We start from the raw sequence: 17,339 nt of genomic DNA, 5'->3' as shown, positions 1-17,339 counted from the left end.
CAGGACGAGCGTCAGCTGCTGAGTGGCCTCGTCGGTGACGCCCGCTGCGTGATTCACCAGTTGACCGGCTGTATGCGTCACCACGTGCGGGGCCGCCTTCCGGAGGGGGCGTGGCGCGGCCCAGCCTGTGCCCGCGCCTGTGCCTGTACCTGCGCCTGTGCCCTTGTCCTGTTCTCGCGCAGTTGGGCCCGCAGACGGTGAGTGACCGGGTCGACGCGCCGACGCATGTGCCGGACGTAGAGCCAGATCGTCACGCCCATGAGGACGAACTGGCCAAGACCCAGAGCCAGCCCGATCGTCAGCCGGCCGATCAGCGCCTGGTTCATCAGACCGGCGGCGAAACTCGACAACAGGACGTACGTGAGGAATCCGCCCACCGAGACAAGCGTCGCCATAGTGCTGAAGGAGCGGTACGCGCTGCGCATTGAACGGAATTCAGGGGAGAGGTGTATCGACTCCGGACCTATGGGTTCAACTCCTGCTGGATGGGACGGGTAAAAACCTTGGTTCGGCGGTAGTTGTGGTGACATGACGCACCTTCTTCGCTGCGTTGTGTCGGGCGCCTGCTCGACCGCCCTGAGCTGCGGAAATATGCCGCGGGGATAACCCTGGGGGACGTTTCGGTCACGGACCGTGGGTCGCGGGGAACCGGAGTATTGCAGTGCCGCCCTTGAACCATCAACCTGTTCGGCGCAATGGAAATCGCGCTGTTCAGATTCTGCTTTGCGGCTGCTGCCTGGTGGTCCTATCCGGATTGTGATGTGAGGTCGGATCGCGGAGGGGGGGTTGACGTGTTCCGGACATGGCTTTACGTTCCGCTTCGGGGGTGGGAGCGCTCCCATGACGGGCGGATCACGGCCCGCCCGGGCCGGCCCACTCCCTCGTCACCCACACCGCCAAGCGACAGGAGTCATGATGCGCGTGACAAGAATGCTCGGTGTTCTGGCCGCCGGGCTCGGCCTCTTGATCGGCGTGATGGCCTCGCCGTCGGCCGCCTTACCCGGCAGCTTCCAGTGGAGGTCGAGCGGGGTGCTGATCTCCCCGAAGTCGGACGCCACCCACAGCATCGCCGCGGTCAAGGACCCGTCGGTCGTGTACCACAACGGGCGTTGGCATGTGTTCGGGTCCACCGCGAGCACCAGCGGCGCGTACAGCATGGTGTACATGAACTTCACCGACTGGTCGCAGGCCGCGAGCGCCCAGCACCACTACCTGGACCGGACGGCGATCGGCACCGGGTACAAGGCGGCGCCGCAGGTGTTCTACTTCGCGCCGCAGGGCCTGTGGTACCTCGTGTACCAGACCGGGGACAACGCGGCGTACTCGACGACCACGGACATCTCCAACCCCTCGTCGTGGAGCGCCCCGAGGAGGTTCTACGCGAACGGCATGCCGCAGATCATCAGGGACAACATCGGCAGCGGCTACTGGGTCGACTTCTGGAACGTCTGTGACGCGGCCAACTGCTATCTGTTCTCCTCCGACGACAACGGTCACCTCTACCGCTCGCAGACCAGCCTCGCGAACTTCCCCAACGGCTTCACCAACACGGTCATGGTGATGCAGGACTCCAACAAGTACCGCCTGTGGGAAGCCGCCAACGTCTACAAGCTCAGCGGCTCCAACACCTACCTCATGCTCGTCGAGGCGATCGGCGGCAACGGCAAGCGGTACTTCCGGTCCTGGACGTCGAACAGCATCACCGGCACCTGGACCCCGCTCGCCGACACCGAGGCCAACCCCTTCGCGCGGTCCACCAATGTCACCTTCGACGGCACCGCCTGGACCCAGGACATCAGCCACGGCGAGATGGTCCGGGCCGGCGTCGACCAGACCCTCACCGTCAACCCGTGCCGCATGCAGTACCTGTACCAGGGCCTGGACCCGGCCGCCTCCGGGGGCCCGTACAACACCCTGCCCTGGAGGCTCGGTCTGCTGACCCAGACCAACTCCGACTGCTGAAAGTTCTTTCCAGTAGTTTCAGGACTCTTGCTGCAAACCTTACGGCGGCGATACGGTCGCGCGGGGTCGGACCCATGAGAGCCGTCATCGCAAGGAGTCCACGTCTTGATACCAAGATGGCCGGTGCCGTTCAGGCGCCGCACCGCGCACACCCGACGGGCCGCTGCGGTCACTGTTGCCGCGCTGGCCGCAGCGCTCGTCCAGCCCCTCGCCGCCCGTGCCGACACCCCGCCTCCGCCGCCGTCGGACGCGGCGCTGGCGAAAACCCCGGCCCGCCACGACCTCACCCGCGAGCAGTTCTACTTCGTCCTCCCGGACCGCTTCGCCAACGGCGACACCGGCAACGACAAGGGCGGGCTGACCGGTTCCCGGCTCTCCACCGGCTACGACCCCACCGACAAGGGCTTCTACCAGGGCGGCGACCTCAAGGGCCTGACGAAGCAGCTCGACTACATCAAGGGCCTGGGCACCACCGCCATCTGGATGGCCCCGATCTTCAAGAACCAGCCCGTACAGGGCACCGGCAGCAACGCCTCGGCCGGCTACCACGGTTACTGGATCACCGACTTCACCCAGGTCGACCCGCACTTCGGCACCAACAAGGACCTGGAAACCCTCATCTCCAAGGCCCACGCCAAGGGCATGAAGGTCTTCTTCGACGTCATCACCAACCACACGGCGGACGTCGTCGACTACGAGGAGGAGTCCTACGACTACCTCTCCAAGGGCGCCTTCCCGTACCTGACGAAGGACGGCGAACCCTTCGACGACGCCGACTACGCGGACGGCACCCAGGACTTCCCGGCCGTCGACCGGGACTCCTTCCCGCGCACCCCGGAGGTCGCGGAGAACACCAAGGTCCCCTCCTGGCTCAACGACCCGACGATGTACCACAACCGCGGCGACTCGACCTTCGCCGGCGAGAGCTCGACCGAGGGTGACTTCTCCGGCCTCGACGACCTGTGGACCGAGCGTCCCGAGGTGGTCAGCGGCATGGAGAAGATCTACCAGCGCTGGGTCAGGGACTTCGACATCGACGGCTTCCGCATCGACACCGTGAAGCACGTCAACACGGAGTTCTGGACCCAGTGGGCCACGGCCCTCGACTCCTACGCCGCCAAGCAGGGCCGCGACGACTTCTTCATGTTCGGCGAGGTCTACTCGGCGGACACGGACATCACATCGCCGTACGTCACCGAGGGCCGTCTAGACTCCACGCTCGACTTCCCCTTCCAGGAGGCCGCCCGCCAGTACGCCTCCCAGGGCGGCAGCGCGCAGACCCTCTCCAGGGTCTTCGGCGACGACTACAAGTACACGACCGACAAGGCCAACGCGTACGAGCAGGTCACCTTCCTCGGCAACCACGACATGGGCCGCATCGGGTACTTCGTGAACCAGGACAACCCGAACGCCACCGAGGCCGAACTGCTCGCCAAGGACAGACTCGCCAACGAGCTGATGTTCCTCAGCCGCGGCAACCCGGTCGTCTACTACGGCGACGAGCAGGGCTTCACCGGCTCCGGCGGCGACAAGGACGCCCGCCAGACGATGTTCGCGTCCGCCACGGCCGACTACCTCGACGACGACCAGCTCGGCACCGACCGCACCCACGCGAGCGACGCCTACGACACCAGCGCCCCGCTCTACCGGCAGATCAGCACGCTCGCCGAGCTCCGCAAGGCCAACCCCGCCCTCACGGACGGCGTCCAGACCGAGCGGTACGCGGCTGAGGGCGCCGGCGTCTACGCCTTCTCCCGTACGGACGGCAAGACCGGCACCGAGTACGTCGTCGCCTTCAACAACGCCGACACGACGAAGACCGCGACCTTCGCGACCGGTTCGGCCGGCATGGCGTTCCAGGGGATCTACGGCAGCGACGGCTCCGCGACCAGCGACGCCGACAAGAAGCTCACCGTCACCGTCCCGGCCGGTTCCACCGTCGTCCTCAAGGCAGCCGGCCCTCTCGCCGAGCCCGCCTCGAAGCCGGTCATCACCCTCGACGCCCCGGCCGCCGGCGCCACCGGCACGGTCGAGATCGGCGCCGATGTCGACGGCGGACAGCTCAACCGCGTCGTCTTCGCCGCGCAGGTCGGCGGCGGGAAGTGGCAGACGCTCGGCTCCGCCGACCACGCGCCGTACCAGGTCACCCAGACCATCGGCAAGGACGTACCAGCCGGAACCGCCGTGCGCTACAAGGCGGTTGTGGTCGACTCGGCGGGCCGTACGGCCGGCGCGACAGCGGCCTCCACCACCGGCACCCCGCCCGCCCCCGAGACCCCGACCGCGTCCTCCCGCGACTACGCGATCGTCCACTACAAGCGCACCGACGGCGACTACGACAACTGGGGCCTGTACGCCTGGGGCGACCTCGCCGACGGTGAGGCGACGACCTGGCCGGACAGCCACCCCTTCACCGGCCGGGACGCATACGGCGCCTTCGCCTACGTCAAGCTGAAGCCGGGCGCCTCCGACGTCGGCTTCCTGGTGATCGACGAGGACGGCGACAAGGACGTCTCCGCCGACCGCACCATCGACGTCACCCGGACCGGCGAGGTCTGGATCGAGCAGGGCAAGGAGGCCGTACAGACCGAGCGGCCCGAGTATCCGGCGCAGGACGAGACCAAGGCCGTCCTGCACTACCAGCGCGCCGACGGGAACTACGACGGCTGGGGCCTGCACACCTGGACGGGTGCCGCGAACCCCACCGAGTGGTCGAACCCCCTGAAGCCGGTGAAGACTGATTCCTATGGCGCGGTCTTCGAGGTACCGCTCACCGAGGGTGCCACCAGCCTCAGCTACATCATCCACAAGGGCGACGAGAAGGACCTCGCCGCCGACCAGTCGCTGGACCTCACGGCGAACGGCCATGAGGTGTGGCTGTTGAACGGCCAGGAGAAGTACCTGCTCCCGCAGCCCGCCGGCTCTGCCGCCGCACTCGACCTGACCGCCTCCAACGCGGTCTGGATCGACCGGGACACGGTCGCCTGGCACGGCTCCGACGCGGCCGCCTCCACCCAGCTGCTGTACTCCCGCACCGGCTCGATCACCGTCGAGGACGGCACCCTGACCGGCGACGACCAGAAGTGGCTCCGCCTCTCCAGGACCACCCTCACCGACGCCCAGAAGGCCGAGTTCCCGCACCTCAAGGACTACACCGCCTGGTCCGTCGACCCCCGCGACCGCGACCGGGTGCGCGAGGCGCTGCGCGGCCAGGTCGTCGCCTCCCAGCGGGCGGCGAACGGTGCCGTGCTCACGGCGACCGGTGTCCAGATCGCCGGAGCGCTCGACGACCTCTACTCCGCCGCCACGACGGCCGACCTCGGCCCGACCTTCGACCGGGGCCGTCCCACGCTGGCCGTCTGGGCGCCGACGGCCCAGTCGGTCGCCCTCGAACTGGACGGCGCGCTCAAGCCGATGCGCCGCGACGACACCACCGGCGTCTGGTCCGTCACCGGCCCCAAGTCCTGGAAGAACAAGCCCTATCGGTACGTCGTGAAGGTCTGGGCGCCCAGCGTCGGGCAGATCGTCACCAACAGGGTCACCGACCCCTACTCGCTCGCCCTCACCGCCGACTCCGAGCGCAGCCTCGTCGTCGACCTCGCCGACAAGGCCCTCGCCCCCAGCGGCTGGACGTCACTGAAGAAGCCGGAGGCCGTGCCGCTCAAGGACGCCCAGATCCAGGAGCTGCACATCCGCGACTTCTCGGTGGAGGACAGGACGGCCGAGCACCCCGGCACCTACCTCGCCTTCACCGACCGGGCGAGCGACGGCTCCCGGCACCTGCGACAGCTGGCCGAGGCGGGCACGTCGTACGTCCACCTGCTGCCCGCCTTCGACATCGCCACCATCCCGGAGAAGCGGTCCGACCAGGCGACCACCGACTGCGACCTCGCCTCCTACCCGGCCGACTCCGGCCGGCAGCAGGAGTGCGTCGGGCAGATCGCCGCGAACGACGCCTACAACTGGGGCTACGACCCCTACCACTACACGGTCCCCGAGGGCTCGTACGCCACCGACCCGGACGGCACCGGCCGTACCGTCGAGTTCCGGCAGATGGTCAAGGCGCTGAACGAGGACGGCCTGCGGGTCGTCATGGACGTCGTCTACAACCACACGGCCGCGAGCGGTCAGGCGGAGACGAGCGTCCTCGACCGGATCGTGCCCGGCTACTACCAGCGGCTGCTCGAAGACGGTTCGGTGGCCAACAGCACCTGCTGTGCCAACACGGCCACCGAGAACGCCATGATGGGCAAGCTCGTCGTCGACTCGGTCGTCACCTGGGCCAAGGAGTACAAGGTCGACGGCTTCCGCTTCGACCTCATGGGCCACCACCCGAAGGAGAACATCCTGGCGGTCCGCAAGGCCCTCGACGAGCTGACCCTGGAGAAGGACGGCGTCGACGGCAAGAAGATCATCCTCTACGGCGAGGGCTGGAACTTCGGCGAGGTCGCCGACGACGCCCGCTTCGTGCAGGCCACGCAGGCGAACATGGCGGGCACCGGCGTCGCCACCTTCTCCGACCGGGCGCGGGACGCCGTACGCGGCGGCGGGCCCTTCGACGAGGACCCGGGCGTCCAGGGCTTCGCGTCCGGGCTGTACACCGACCCCAACTCGTCGACGAGCAACGGGAGTACGGAGGAGCAGAAGGCACGTCTGCTGCACTACCAGGACCTGATCAAGGTGGGGCTGTCCGGCAACCTGGCGTCGTACCGCTTCGTCGACACGGCAGGGCGTACGGTGACGGGCGCCGACGTCGACTACAACGGCTCACCGGCGGGCTACGCTGCCGCGCCCGGCGACGCCCTCGCCTACGCCGACGCGCACGACAACGAGTCCCTGTTCGACGCGCTGGCCTACAAGCTGCCCGCCACGACCAGCGCGGCCGACCGCGCCCGGATGCAGGTCCTCGGCATGGCCACGGCCACCCTCTCGCAGGGCCCGGCGCTCTCCCAGGCGGGCACCGACCTGCTGCGCTCCAAGTCCCTGGACCGCAACTCCTACGACAGCGGCGACTGGTTCAACGCCGTCCACTGGAACTGCGCGGACGGCAACGGCTTCGGGCGCGGGCTGCCGATGGCGGCCGACAACGCGTCCAAGTGGCCTTACGCCCAGCCTCTGCTGGGGACGGTGCAGGTCGGCTGCGAGCAGATCGAGGGCGCCTCGGCGGCGTACCAGGACCTGCTGAAGATCCGTACCACCGAGCAGGTCTTCTCCCTCGACACCGCCGGGCAGGTGCAGTCGGCGCTCTCCTTCCCGCTGTCCGGCAAGGACGAGACGCCCGGAGTGATCACCATGGCGCTCGGTGACCTTGTCGTCGTGTTCAACGCGACGCCCGAGGAGCAGACGCAGCGGATCGAGTCCTCGGCCGGGACCGGCTACCGGCTGCATCCGGTGCAGGCGTCGGGAGCTGACCCTGTCGTCAAGTCGGCTTCCTTCGAACGGGCATCGGGCAGCTTCGCCGTTCCGGGGCGGACCGTGGCGGTATTTACCCGGACTTCCTGACAAGAGCATTACCTTGGTGGGGCAGACCGTGCATGCTGGTCTGCCCCACCGGTGCTGTCCCAAGGGCTGACCACATGGACGTCATGGGCAAGCGAAGCGACACCACCGTGCTGGTCGTCGACGACGTGGCGGCCAGCCGGTACGCCCTGGGCGCCATGCTGCGCCGCGCCGGTCACCAGGTCGTCCCGGTCGCCACCGGCCACGCGGCGCTCGTCGAACTGGACGTACGGCTGCGCAAGGGGATGCTGCCCGATGTGGCCCTGATCGACGTGGACCTGCCGGACATGAGCGGCTTCGAGCTGTGCCGCCGGATCAAGGCCCGGGCGCACATGGCGGGCCTGCCCGTGGTGCACTTCTCGGCCGCCGCCGCCATGGAGGACCGCCGCCGGGGTCTCGAAGTGGGCGGGGAGGCGTATCTGACGGTGCCCGCCGCGCCCGAGGAGATCGACGCGGTGCTCCGGGCCGCGGTGCACGCGGCCCGGCTGCGGGCCGGCGACCAGGCACAGGCCCGGCGGCTGATGATGCTGTCGGAGACGATCGTCACCATCCAGGCGGCCCGCTCCCTGCAGGAACTCGCCGACGCCGCCGCCGACGGCACCGCGCGGTTCACCGGCTCGCCGGCCGCCGTCTTCGTCCTCGGCCCGGACGACGAGCTGTACCGCGCCACCTCCCGGGACCGCACCTCCCTCGCGCTGCCGGACGAAAGCGCCCACCGGACCGTGGGCACCCTGCTGCGGCGGCTCACCCGGGGGCAGGACGGGGTACGGATCACCACCGTGCCCGCGCCGCTGTGGCCCGCCGGGTTCTTCCGGCCCGGTGTGCAGCACGACGCCCGGCTGGCGCTGATCCGCACCCAGGACGGCAAGGCCGCGGTGTGCCTGGCCATGCCCACCCGCGGGATGAAAAGGGTGAACCCGGCAGACGAGACCCTGGTGGCGCGGCTCGCCCAGGCCACCGCGCTGGCCGCCGAACCGCTGCTCATGTACCAGGTCGAGCGGCATGTCGCCCTCACCCTCCAGCACAGCTTCCTGCCCCAGCCGCACCGGCTGCCCGAGCTGCCCGGCATCGACGTCGAGGTCCGCTACGTGCCCGCGTCCCGGCAGACCGAGATCGGCGGCGACTTCTACGCCGCGCTGCGCACCCAGGAGGGCGTGCTCGCCGCCGTCGGAGATGTCGTCGGTCACTCGCTGGAAGCCGCCACCGTCATGGTCGAGATCCGGCACGCGCTGCGCGCCCACTGCGTCGAGGAGAGCGACCCGGCCGTGCTCGCCCAGCGCCTCGACCGGATGCTCCAGCACTACCACCCCGAGGTCACGGCCACCGTCTGCCTGGTCCTGATCGACCCGGGCACCGGGCGCACCCGGATCGCCAACGCCGGCCACATCCCGCCGCTGCTCATCCGGGACAACGACAGCGCCGACTACGCGAAGGCGTCCGGGCCGCTGCTCGGCGTAGGGCTGCACCACCCGCCGCCGACCGAGCTGATCCTCGACCCCGACGACCGGCTGCTCATGGTCACCGACGGCCTGATCGAGACCCGGGGAATCGACCTGGAGGCCTCGATGGAACAGCTCCGCGCGGCCGCCGCGGGGGCCCCGCCCGGCCTGGACGCCCTGTGCGACACCCTCCTGGCCTGCTTCGGCCACGATCGCGAGGACGACATCGCGATGCTGGCGCTGCGGCTAGGCTGAGCCCTGCCGATCCAGAACAGGAGTGCCCATGCCGCAGATCACCGTCGACTACTCGGAGCAGCTGGCGGACGGCTTCGACCGCCCCGGTTTCGCTCAGGCGCTGCACACCGCCGTGGTCGAGATCGCGGCCGCGAAGCCGCCGGCGTGCAAGACGCAGTTCCGCCGCACCGAGGACACCGTGGTCGGTCCCGACAGCGACGGGCACGCCGTCGTCCATGTCACCCTCGGTCTGCTCGCCGGGCGCACGGAGGTCACGAAGGCCCAACTCACCGAAGCGGTCCTGGAGTTGCTGAAGCAGTATGTGAAGCCCGCGGAGGGTCTGGCGCTGCACGCCTCCGCGGAGGTGCGTGACCTCGACCCGTCCTACCGGAAGTTCGAGAGTTAGGACGCCAGGGCGATGAGCCGGGCGACCAGGTCGCTGAAGGGGCCGTCGGTCGGCTCGTCCTTGAGCATGCGGCGCAGCAGTGTGCCCATCTCCTCGTCGTAGGCGGCGCTCACGGCGGCCAGCGCGGCGAAGTCGTGCACGAGCTGCGCCTCCAGCTCGGCCCGCGCAATGCGCCGGCCGTCCAGCCAGATCAGGGCCGTCGACTCGGCGAGCGAGATCCAGGAGCGGACGACCAGTTCCAGCCGCGCGGGCGGATCCTCGACGCGCAGATGCGAAAGGATCTGGACGTACGCGGCCTGCCGTACGGAGTCGATGAGCGCGTTCGTCGTCGATGAGCCGACCGCCGGGCCGCCCCGCATCAACGCCGAGAAACCGGGCCCGTGGTCCTCCACGAAGTCGAAGAACCGGCGCATCACCCGCAGCAGCCGGTTCCCCAGCGGACCCTCGTGCGGTTCGATGAAACGGGCCGACAGGTCGTCCGCCGCCCGCCTCAACGCGGCTTCGTACAGGCTGAGTTTGCCGGGAAAGTAGTGGTAGACCAGCGGTCGTGAGATGCCCGCGGCCGACGCTATGTCGTCGATGGACACCTCGTCGGGCGAGCGGCTGCTGAAGAGTTCGAGAGCGACCCCGATCAGCTGCTGCCGTCGCTCCTCGACGCCCATTCTTCGGCGCACCCCGGTACTCATGCGAACACCCTACCGATCGGATCCGGCCCGGAACGGACCGGATCGACCGCGGAGTTCACAAGAACCACCCGTCACATGTCAAACACCGGCCGGCCGTGTCCGGCGGAGCGCTCAGTGCAGGCCGTCGACCGTCCTTCCGTCGTGCAGCGTCCCCTTCAGCCTGGCCTGTGCCCCCTGTTTCGCCTCCGTCGCCAGCAGATAGCCCTTCGCGGACCCGCTCACCCCGCCGGTCACCTCGATGGAAGCGGTGTCCCTGCTCCCCGCGGCCAGCAGGTACCAGGCTCCCGCCTGCGACCGCCACAACACCCCGGCCAGCACATGAGGGTCACGCGGGCCGCACGCCGGAGAGTTCTCGGCCTTCGCCGCCACCGCCCCGTACCTCCCGCCCGGGGTGTGGAACTGCGCGAGCACCCTGGCCCCGCCGCCCCGCCAGGTCTCGGCCCGCGTGCACACCCACGCGGCGGATCCGCTCGCATCCGGCAGCGACTGCCGCGCGTACTCCCAGGCGTTCACCGACCGCACGCCCTGCGACCGCACCGCCTGCAGCGAGCAGGCCATCGGCGACCAGGCGCGCAGTGCCTGCGCGGTGGACGCCTCCTTCGTGTACCCGGGCTTCCCGGTGGTCAGACGGGCCGGGACCAGCTCGCCGAGGTCGGTCATCAGCCGGGTGCCCGAACCGTCCGTCACCTGCAGCACGTTCCACGAGGTGCACGCGCCGTTCTGCCCGCCCGGGCTCGCCAGCGGCGCGGTCACACCGTCGGTCAGACCGAGGTCCATCACCCCCGAGCGCGGCTGCATCAGGTCCCGCTCGGCTGCCTCGGTCACCCAGGGAGCCGTCAGATAGCGGATGTTGCCGTCGGTCCGCGCGAGCACCACCGCGCCCGCCTCCGCGCGGGTCGCGCCGTCGGCCCGCCCGAAGTCGAGGACGGCGCCGCTCGTGCCGTCCTTCGGCTCGGCGTACCGGACGACGCGCAGACCGTCGTAGAGGAGCACCACGTGCGCACCGTCGACGGTTCCGGCGTAGAGCAGCTGGGGCGGCCCGGCGGGGCCGCCGGTCGGGGTGGCGGGGGTGGCCGAGACGCGGACCCGCTCGCCGGGGCGGGCCCAGACGGCGAGGGCACGGCGCAGCAGCGCGCTGTCGTCGGTGCGGTCGCCGCGTGCGGGCCAGACGGAGAAGTCGGTGCGTGCCGAGGACTGCCAGGCGACCGGATCGGCCTTCGTCAGCTTGGCCGGGTCGAGTGCGGCCTGCGCGGACGGGTTCTGCGCGTACACGGGTGCGGCGGCGCCGTCGGGGGCCCAGCCGTCGCCGGGCAGCCCGAGCAGCGCCCCGCACACCGCGAACGCCGCCGCGGCGACGAGCGCGGCCTTGGTGTGCTGTCTGCGCCGCATCAGATCGGTGGGCCGGGCCTGGAGCGAGCAGGGGTCGAACTCGGGGGAGTCCAGCAGCGCGTTCTGCGCCCGCACCTCGTCGGCCTCGCTCAGCGCGGCGTCCGGATCGGTGACACCCGACGCGGTCAGCACCTGGTGTACGTCGCCGTCCGCGAGCCGTTCCAGGCCGCGCAGTACGTACGCGGCACGGGCCGGGGCGGACAGGGCGGACAGCCGCTGGTCCAGGGCGAGTTCATCGGCGCCGCCCGAGCGGGGGAACAGGCGCAGGCCCCACACCTGGGGGAGCAGCGGGGGCAGCTGGGAGCGCTTGGGCCACGCCTTGAAGGTGAGCGGCAGGCCCGCCTCCAGCGCCGTGCGCAGCACCTGGAGGCGGACGTAGGCATAGCCGGGGTCGCCGTCCCGTCCGGTCGACTGGGCCGGGATCACGGACGCCGAGGCGCGGCCCCGGGGCAGGGCCCGCTGGGTGAGGGCGTGGGCGGTCAGGACGCGCCGGTTGCGGCCGAGGCTCGGCGGCAGCACCAGGTAGGCGAGGCGGACCAGCCGCGGATAGTGCTCGACGAGCGCGGCCTCGGCCTGCTCGACATCGACGACGGGCCCGTCGGACGAGCCGGAGGGGGTGGGGCGCGGGGCGACATCCTGTGACTGCACGTTCAGCAAAACGAGCGAATCGGCGCCTGGTTACCACGGAGCGCAGCGCTCCGCCGGGGGTGCCGCGATCGGTTGTCGTTCCGGTGCGGCGCCGTGGGGGCCGGTCGCGCAGTTCCCGGCGCCCCTGAAGGGCGCTGCCGAATCGTGGTGGACTCCGTCCCGCAGGTGCGTCACCGCACCCCTAGCGGAGTGCCGCCGCATAGTTCGCCATCGACCGTTGGTACCGCGGCAGGTGCGGTGCCAGGGCGCCGAGGACGAGGGACAGCCCCTCCCGGTCCCGGCCGAGACTGGACAGGCACAGTGCCAGGGTCGCTCGTACGGCGTCGTCCAACTCGTCCGATTCGGCGTCCAGTTCCGGCGTCAGCAGCTTGACGCCCTCCTCCGCCTGTCCGGTGTTCCGCAGCGAACTGGACAGCTGGATCTTCGCGCGACGGCTCTTGTAGCCGCTGAGCCCGAGGGCCAGCGCCTCCCGGTACAGCGGCACCGCCCGGTCCGGGTGGCCGGTTGAGTCCCAGGCGCAGGCCCGCTCGAAGGGGCCCAGCGGACTGCCGGGGGGCAGCTCGGCGACGAGCGCGTCGATCAGGGACCGGAAATCGGCGGCCCGGTCTTCGGTGTGGTCGTCGAAGCCGGCCCACGCGGCGGCCACACGTTCTTCCCAGTCCTCGTTCACCGGCATACCTTCGCACGGGTGTGTCCGGTGCGACACCGGTATTTTTGAGTGCTTCGCGCGCGGGAGCCGTATCCGACTTCGGCATGTGCCCTACCTATGCCCGGACCGGAGGAACAGATGAGGTTGACCCGACCGATGCTCGCGCTCGTCGGCGCGGCGGCGGCACTGGCGCTGGCGGGCTGCGGCTCCGGTGACGACCAGGCGGCCGTACCGGAGACGGCGACCGGGAGCCTGGAGCACCTGGCCGCCGAGGCGAAGTGCAAGCCGGACATGCAGACCGACGCGGACGAAATCCGCCAGGCCCTCTGCAAGAACGGCAAGGAGCAGTACGTCCTCGCCACGTTCGCCACCGACCGCGGCCAGCGCGAGTGGATCAACGGGGCGAAGGACTACGGCGGCTACTACCTCGTCGGCCGCAAGTGGGTCGCCGTCGGCGAGCAGCAGACGGTCACCGCGCTGCAGACCACGCTCGGCGGGACCATGGAGGAGGGATCCGCGCACATGAACAACCACGGCGGGGGCAGCGAGTCCACCGACTCCTCCACCCACTCCTCCACCCACTCCTCCGGTCACGACGGCTGACCGCGCGGCAGAATACGCGGGCAAGCGAAAGCCGGCGGTGGGAAATCCCACCGCCGGCTTTCTACTGTTGCCGGGTCCGGACTACTGGCAGTCCTGGCCGGTGTTGATGCAGTCGACCATCTGGTTCATCGTGTTCTCGTCGAAGAAGTTGATGAAGTCGTTGTGGTCGGTGATCGGCTTGTGCAGCTGCTCCGGGAAGGAGTCCACCGCGAACGCGTTGGTCACCTGCCCGTTCTCGATCTGCGGAGCCTGGACGTCGTAGACGAGACGGACCTGCAGCTGGGGGATGGCCTGGAAACCGTTGGCACAGCTACCGTCGGCCTGGACGAAGGCCACGTGCGTACGGTGGTTGGCGCTGTCGGTGTTCTGGCCGTCCCAGCAGCTCTGGAAGTTGGACGTACGCACCACGGAGCTGCCCTGGGGGCAGATCGGGTACTTGTCCGTCACCTGCCGGTCCTCGAAGCCGGTGCAGCTCCAGGACGTGTTGGCGTTCGCCAGACCGTTGGTGAAGGCCTTGGCGTCACCGGTGATGATGCGCAGGGCCGACGGCATCGCGACGACCTCGCTCGTCCGGTTGCCGACGAACGTCAGCTGAGCCTCGCTGGCCTGCTGGATCGTGCCGACGTTGCTGTCCTGACCGCCACCGGGCGCGTTCGCGTCGATGTCGTTCTGGCCGTCCTGCACGCGCAGAACCGGCCAGAAGTAGGACGACCTGTCACCCTGGTTCTGGCAGGTGGTCTGGCCGTTGGCCAGGTCCTGGTCGCTGGCGAAGGCGTTGTTGTTCTGGTTGCCGACGTAGTCGTGCTGGTGCTGCGCACCGTTGCTGACACCCGGAGCGACGATCACGTTGTCCGAGTTGCGGTTCTCGTTCTCGTTGGTGCCGCAGTTGGTGGTGAAGCTGCCGGTGGAGCCGGTGTCGCCGTTGGCGGCGAGGCCGTTCGGCAGGTTGCGGGAGTTGGGCTGGACGTTTTCGATGTTGACGAAGTCGTCGGCCACCGGGCCGTTGCCGGCCTGACCGCCGTTGCCCTGGTCCTGACCGCCGTCCTGGCCCTGGTCCTGACCGTCACCCTGGTCCTGACCGCCGTCCTGGCCCTGGTCCTGACCGTCGTTGTTCTGGTCATCGCCCTCGCCGACATTGGTGTCCGGCTGCTCGGCGGGGACACCCTCGCACTCGGCGAGATCGCCCATCTGCGGAGCCTTACCGCCCGCGCGGTTGATGTTGATGCCGATCCGGTCGAGGGTGGCCGTCCGCTTGGACTTCAGCGGGCCGAGGATCGCGTTGTTGACGTAGCTCGCGTCCCCCGCCTGGGCCTGGCGCGTCGAGGCGAGACGCGTGTAGGCATCCGTGATCTGCCGGTCGAGCAGCGCCAGCTCTCTGGCGACACCTCGGCGGGCGCTCCTCGGCACGTTCGTCAGCTGCTGACCGACGTCAGGACAGTTGATCGTCGCGACCTGGGCGGCGCCGGCTGACCTGGTCTGGTTTCCGTATGAGCTCTCCTCATCCGCGGATGCGTAGAAGTTTGCCCAGATCAGCCCGCCCCCACCGAGCGCTAGGGCCGCCGATGCGGCTATGGCCTTGGTGGCCAGCGGCGTACGGCGTTTTCGTGTGTTGCGTCCCATGGAACTCCTCTGACTTCCTTGCGGGGCAGCGAGACGCCCGACAGGAGTGAAGCGGCGCCTTTCCATACGCAGGAGGTCCCAGGAGTGTTCAGCCGTCTCAGAAATTGATGAGAGCCTGGTGAGACAATTCGTCCTCAACTCCCCCACAATGCATGGGAGTTGTGATCACCCAGGATCAGTTGCCGTGGTCCAGATAGGCGAGAACCGCCAGGACACGGCGGTTGTCGTCGTCCGAAACCTCAAGTCCCAGCTTCGCGAAGATATTTGAGGTGTGTTTGGCGATCGCCCGCTCCGTCACCACGAGCTGTGCCGCGATCGCCGCGTTCGAGCGGCCCTGCGCCATCAGCTCCAGCACCTCCCGCTCCCGGGCGGTGAGCCGCCCCAGTGGCCGGTCGTCGGCCTCCCGCCGTGCCAGCAGCTGCTGGATCACCTGCGGGTCCATCGCCGTACCGCCCGCCGCGACCCGGCGTACGGCGTCCACGAACTGCCCCGCGTCGAACACCCGGTCCTTCAGCAGATAGCCCACTCCGCCGGTGCCGTCGGCGAGCAGTTCACGCGCGTACAGCTGCTCCACGTGCTGGGAGAGCACCAGTACCGGCAGCCCGGGTCTGTCCCGCCGGGCCTTCAGGGCGCACTGCAGGCCCTCGTCGGTGTGCGTCGGGGGCAGGCGTACGTCGACGACGGCGACGTCCGGTTCCAGTTCGGCCAGCGCGCGGGCCAGCTCGGGGCCCGTCTCGACGGCCGCGGCGATCTCGAAGTCGTAGGCCTGCAACAGCCGGACCAGTCCGTCGCGCAGCAGGAACAGGTCTTCGGCTAGGACAACACGCAAGGGATCTCCATGGTGACCATGGTGGGACCGCCCGCGGGGCTGCTGACGGCCAGGACGCCGTCGAATGTACCCAGTCGGCGCTCCACTCCGGCCAGACCGGAACCGGCGCCGATCGCCGCGCCGCCCTTGCCGTCGTCGGTGACCGAGATCCGCAGCATGCCGTCGGCGTGGTGGAGGTCGACCTGGATCCGGTCGGCGCCGGCGTGCTTGACCGCGTTGGTGAGCACCTCGCTGATCGCGAAGTAGGCCGCCGACTCGACGGGTTCGTCCGCCCGCCCGGGCAGCTCCACCGTCACCTCGGCCGGCACGGGCAGCCGCAGCGCCAGCGCCCGTACGGCGTCGCCCAGGCCACGCTCGGCCAGCACCGGCGGATGGATGCCGCGGACCAGGTCGCGCAGTTCGGCGAGGGCCTCGACGGAGGACTTGCGGGTCTGCGCGAGAAGCTGCCTGGCGTGCTCGGGGTCCTTGTCGAGCAGCATCTCGATCGTGCCCAGGTCCATGCCCATGGCGACCAGCCGGGCCTGCGCCCCGTCGTGCAGGTCGCGTTCGATGCGGCGCAGCTCGGCGGCGGAGGTGTCGACGGCGTTCCGGCGGGTCTCGGTCAGGACCCGGACCCGTTCGGCGAGTTCGTCCTGGTTGGAGGCGAGGACGGCCCGGGTGAGCGTGAAGTGGGCGTGCAGCAGCCGAGTGCTGTAGAGGTGCGCGAGCAGCAGGAACACGGCGGCCAGGACGGCGGCACCGAGCGCCGAGGCCTGCCCGGTGACCGGCACGAACCCGTACCAGTACCCGTCGGGGAAAACCCGCCACAGCCCCGCCGCCAGCGCGAACCCCTCCAGCGGATACAGCACGAGCACCGCGGGCAGCAGCGCCGTGACGAACCCGGCCGTCATGTCCACCGGCAGCCACCGCAGATCCCGCCAGGTCGCCGGGTCCCGCAGCATCCCGAAGGTGCGCGCCCACGGATTGGCGTCCTTCGGGATCGGCCGGTACGCCGACGGAATCCGCACCCCGCACCACTTGGCCGCGAGGACGCGCCGCCAGTCCGCGAAGGCCCGCACCGCGGTGAGCGCCCAGGGCGTGGTGACGATGCCGACGCCGATCGGGATGAGCGCGATGGACACCGCGGCGAGTACGAAGCAGAGGACCGCTCCCGGTAGCACCACCAGGCAGAGCCCGAGCCCCCGTATCGCGGCCAGTCCCATGCCCCGCGCCCGAGAGCGCACGGCACCGTTCTTCGTGCTCGTGTCCATGTCCATGCCTGTCAGTCTGGCCGAGCGGGATGGGCCGGTCACTGGGGTAAAGGCCCGGACCAGGAGGTGGTGCCAGGTACACCTGCGTGGCTGCGGGCCGCCGAGGGTCTTCGCAACGCGAGGGG

11 protein-coding genes and 1 pseudogene are annotated in these 17,339 nt (G+C 69.8%); 5 read left to right on the top strand and 7 right to left on the bottom strand.

Annotation, left to right across the window (positions count from 1 at the left end; translation table 11 throughout):
• Positions 1 to 77 precede the first annotated feature (77 nt).
• Positions 78 to 530 carry a DUF485 domain-containing protein gene (locus GFH49_RS07740; RefSeq protein ID WP_155055040.1) on the bottom strand — a complete coding sequence of 151 codons (453 nt, stop codon included), beginning with the start codon at positions 528 to 530 and terminating at the stop codon, positions 78 to 80.
• 448 nt (positions 531 to 978) lie between these two features.
• Here GFH49_RS07740 and GFH49_RS07735 point away from each other — a divergent pair.
• The 4 genes and pseudogenes from GFH49_RS07735 to GFH49_RS07720 all read left to right on the top strand — a co-directional run.
• Positions 979 to 1,962, top strand: a pseudogene (locus tag GFH49_RS07735) (glycoside hydrolase family 62 protein); the annotation flags it as partial.
• Positions 1,963 to 2,067: 105 nt separating this feature from the next.
• Positions 2,068 to 7,464: a pullulanase-type alpha-1,6-glucosidase gene (gene pulA, locus GFH49_RS07730; protein ID WP_155055038.1), complete on the top strand. Its 5,397-nt coding sequence runs from the start codon at positions 2,068 to 2,070 to the stop codon at positions 7,462 to 7,464.
• A 74-nt stretch (positions 7,465 to 7,538) separates the two neighbouring features.
• The gene (locus tag GFH49_RS07725; RefSeq protein ID WP_155055037.1) at positions 7,539 to 9,155 is read left to right on the top strand and encodes a fused response regulator/phosphatase; all 1,617 of its coding nucleotides are present in this window, start codon (positions 7,539 to 7,541) and stop codon (positions 9,153 to 9,155) included.
• Between the two features lie 28 nt (positions 9,156 to 9,183).
• Positions 9,184 to 9,540 carry a 5-carboxymethyl-2-hydroxymuconate Delta-isomerase gene (locus tag GFH49_RS07720; RefSeq protein ID WP_155055036.1) on the top strand — a complete coding sequence of 119 codons (357 nt, stop codon included), beginning with the start codon at positions 9,184 to 9,186 and terminating at the stop codon, positions 9,538 to 9,540.
• Here GFH49_RS07720 and GFH49_RS07715 read toward each other — a convergent pair.
• The 3 genes from GFH49_RS07715 to GFH49_RS07705 form a co-directional block, all read right to left on the bottom strand.
• On the bottom strand, positions 9,537 to 10,226 hold the full coding sequence (locus tag GFH49_RS07715) for a TetR/AcrR family transcriptional regulator (RefSeq protein ID WP_155055035.1): 690 nt from the start codon (positions 10,224 to 10,226) through the stop codon (positions 9,537 to 9,539). The genes GFH49_RS07720 and GFH49_RS07715 overlap by 4 nt on opposite strands.
• A gap of 111 nt (positions 10,227 to 10,337) precedes the next feature.
• Positions 10,338 to 12,263 (bottom strand): hypothetical protein, encoded by a 1,926-nt coding sequence (locus GFH49_RS07710; RefSeq protein WP_155055034.1) that lies wholly within the window; start codon positions 12,261 to 12,263, stop codon positions 10,338 to 10,340.
• 181 nt (positions 12,264 to 12,444) lie between these two features.
• Positions 12,445 to 12,939 carry a tetratricopeptide repeat protein gene (locus GFH49_RS07705; RefSeq protein WP_155055033.1) on the bottom strand — a complete coding sequence of 165 codons (495 nt, stop codon included), beginning with the start codon at positions 12,937 to 12,939 and terminating at the stop codon, positions 12,445 to 12,447.
• 111 nt (positions 12,940 to 13,050) lie between these two features.
• On the opposite strand from GFH49_RS07705, the gene GFH49_RS07700 reads away from it, so the two are divergent.
• Positions 13,051 to 13,515 carry a hypothetical protein gene (locus GFH49_RS07700; protein ID WP_155055032.1) on the top strand — a complete coding sequence of 155 codons (465 nt, stop codon included), beginning with the start codon at positions 13,051 to 13,053 and terminating at the stop codon, positions 13,513 to 13,515.
• Between the two features lie 81 nt (positions 13,516 to 13,596).
• On the opposite strand, the gene GFH49_RS07695 is transcribed toward GFH49_RS07700, so the two are convergent.
• The 3 genes from GFH49_RS07695 to GFH49_RS07685 form a co-directional block, all read right to left on the bottom strand.
• Positions 13,597 to 15,135: a DUF1996 domain-containing protein gene (locus GFH49_RS07695; protein ID WP_155055031.1), complete on the bottom strand. Its 1,539-nt coding sequence runs from the start codon at positions 15,133 to 15,135 to the stop codon at positions 13,597 to 13,599.
• A 175-nt stretch (positions 15,136 to 15,310) separates the two neighbouring features.
• Positions 15,311 to 15,964, bottom strand: coding sequence for a LuxR C-terminal-related transcriptional regulator (locus tag GFH49_RS07690; protein ID WP_155055030.1), 654 nt, complete (start codon positions 15,962 to 15,964; stop codon positions 15,311 to 15,313).
• A complete protein-coding gene (locus GFH49_RS07685; protein ID WP_155055112.1) occupies positions 15,949 to 17,214 on the bottom strand; it encodes a sensor histidine kinase in 1,266 nt (421 codons plus the stop codon). Before GFH49_RS07685 ends, GFH49_RS07690 begins: the two co-directional genes overlap by 16 nt.
• Positions 17,215 to 17,339: the final 125 nt, after the last annotated feature.

The sequence above is a fragment of the Streptomyces blattellae genome (assembly GCF_009709555.1).
In the GTDB taxonomy this organism is placed as follows: domain Bacteria; phylum Actinomycetota; class Actinomycetes; order Streptomycetales; family Streptomycetaceae; genus Streptomyces; species Streptomyces blattellae.
Note: the sequence above shows the minus strand (reverse complement) of the source record. Positions and strands in the feature narration are given on the sequence as shown.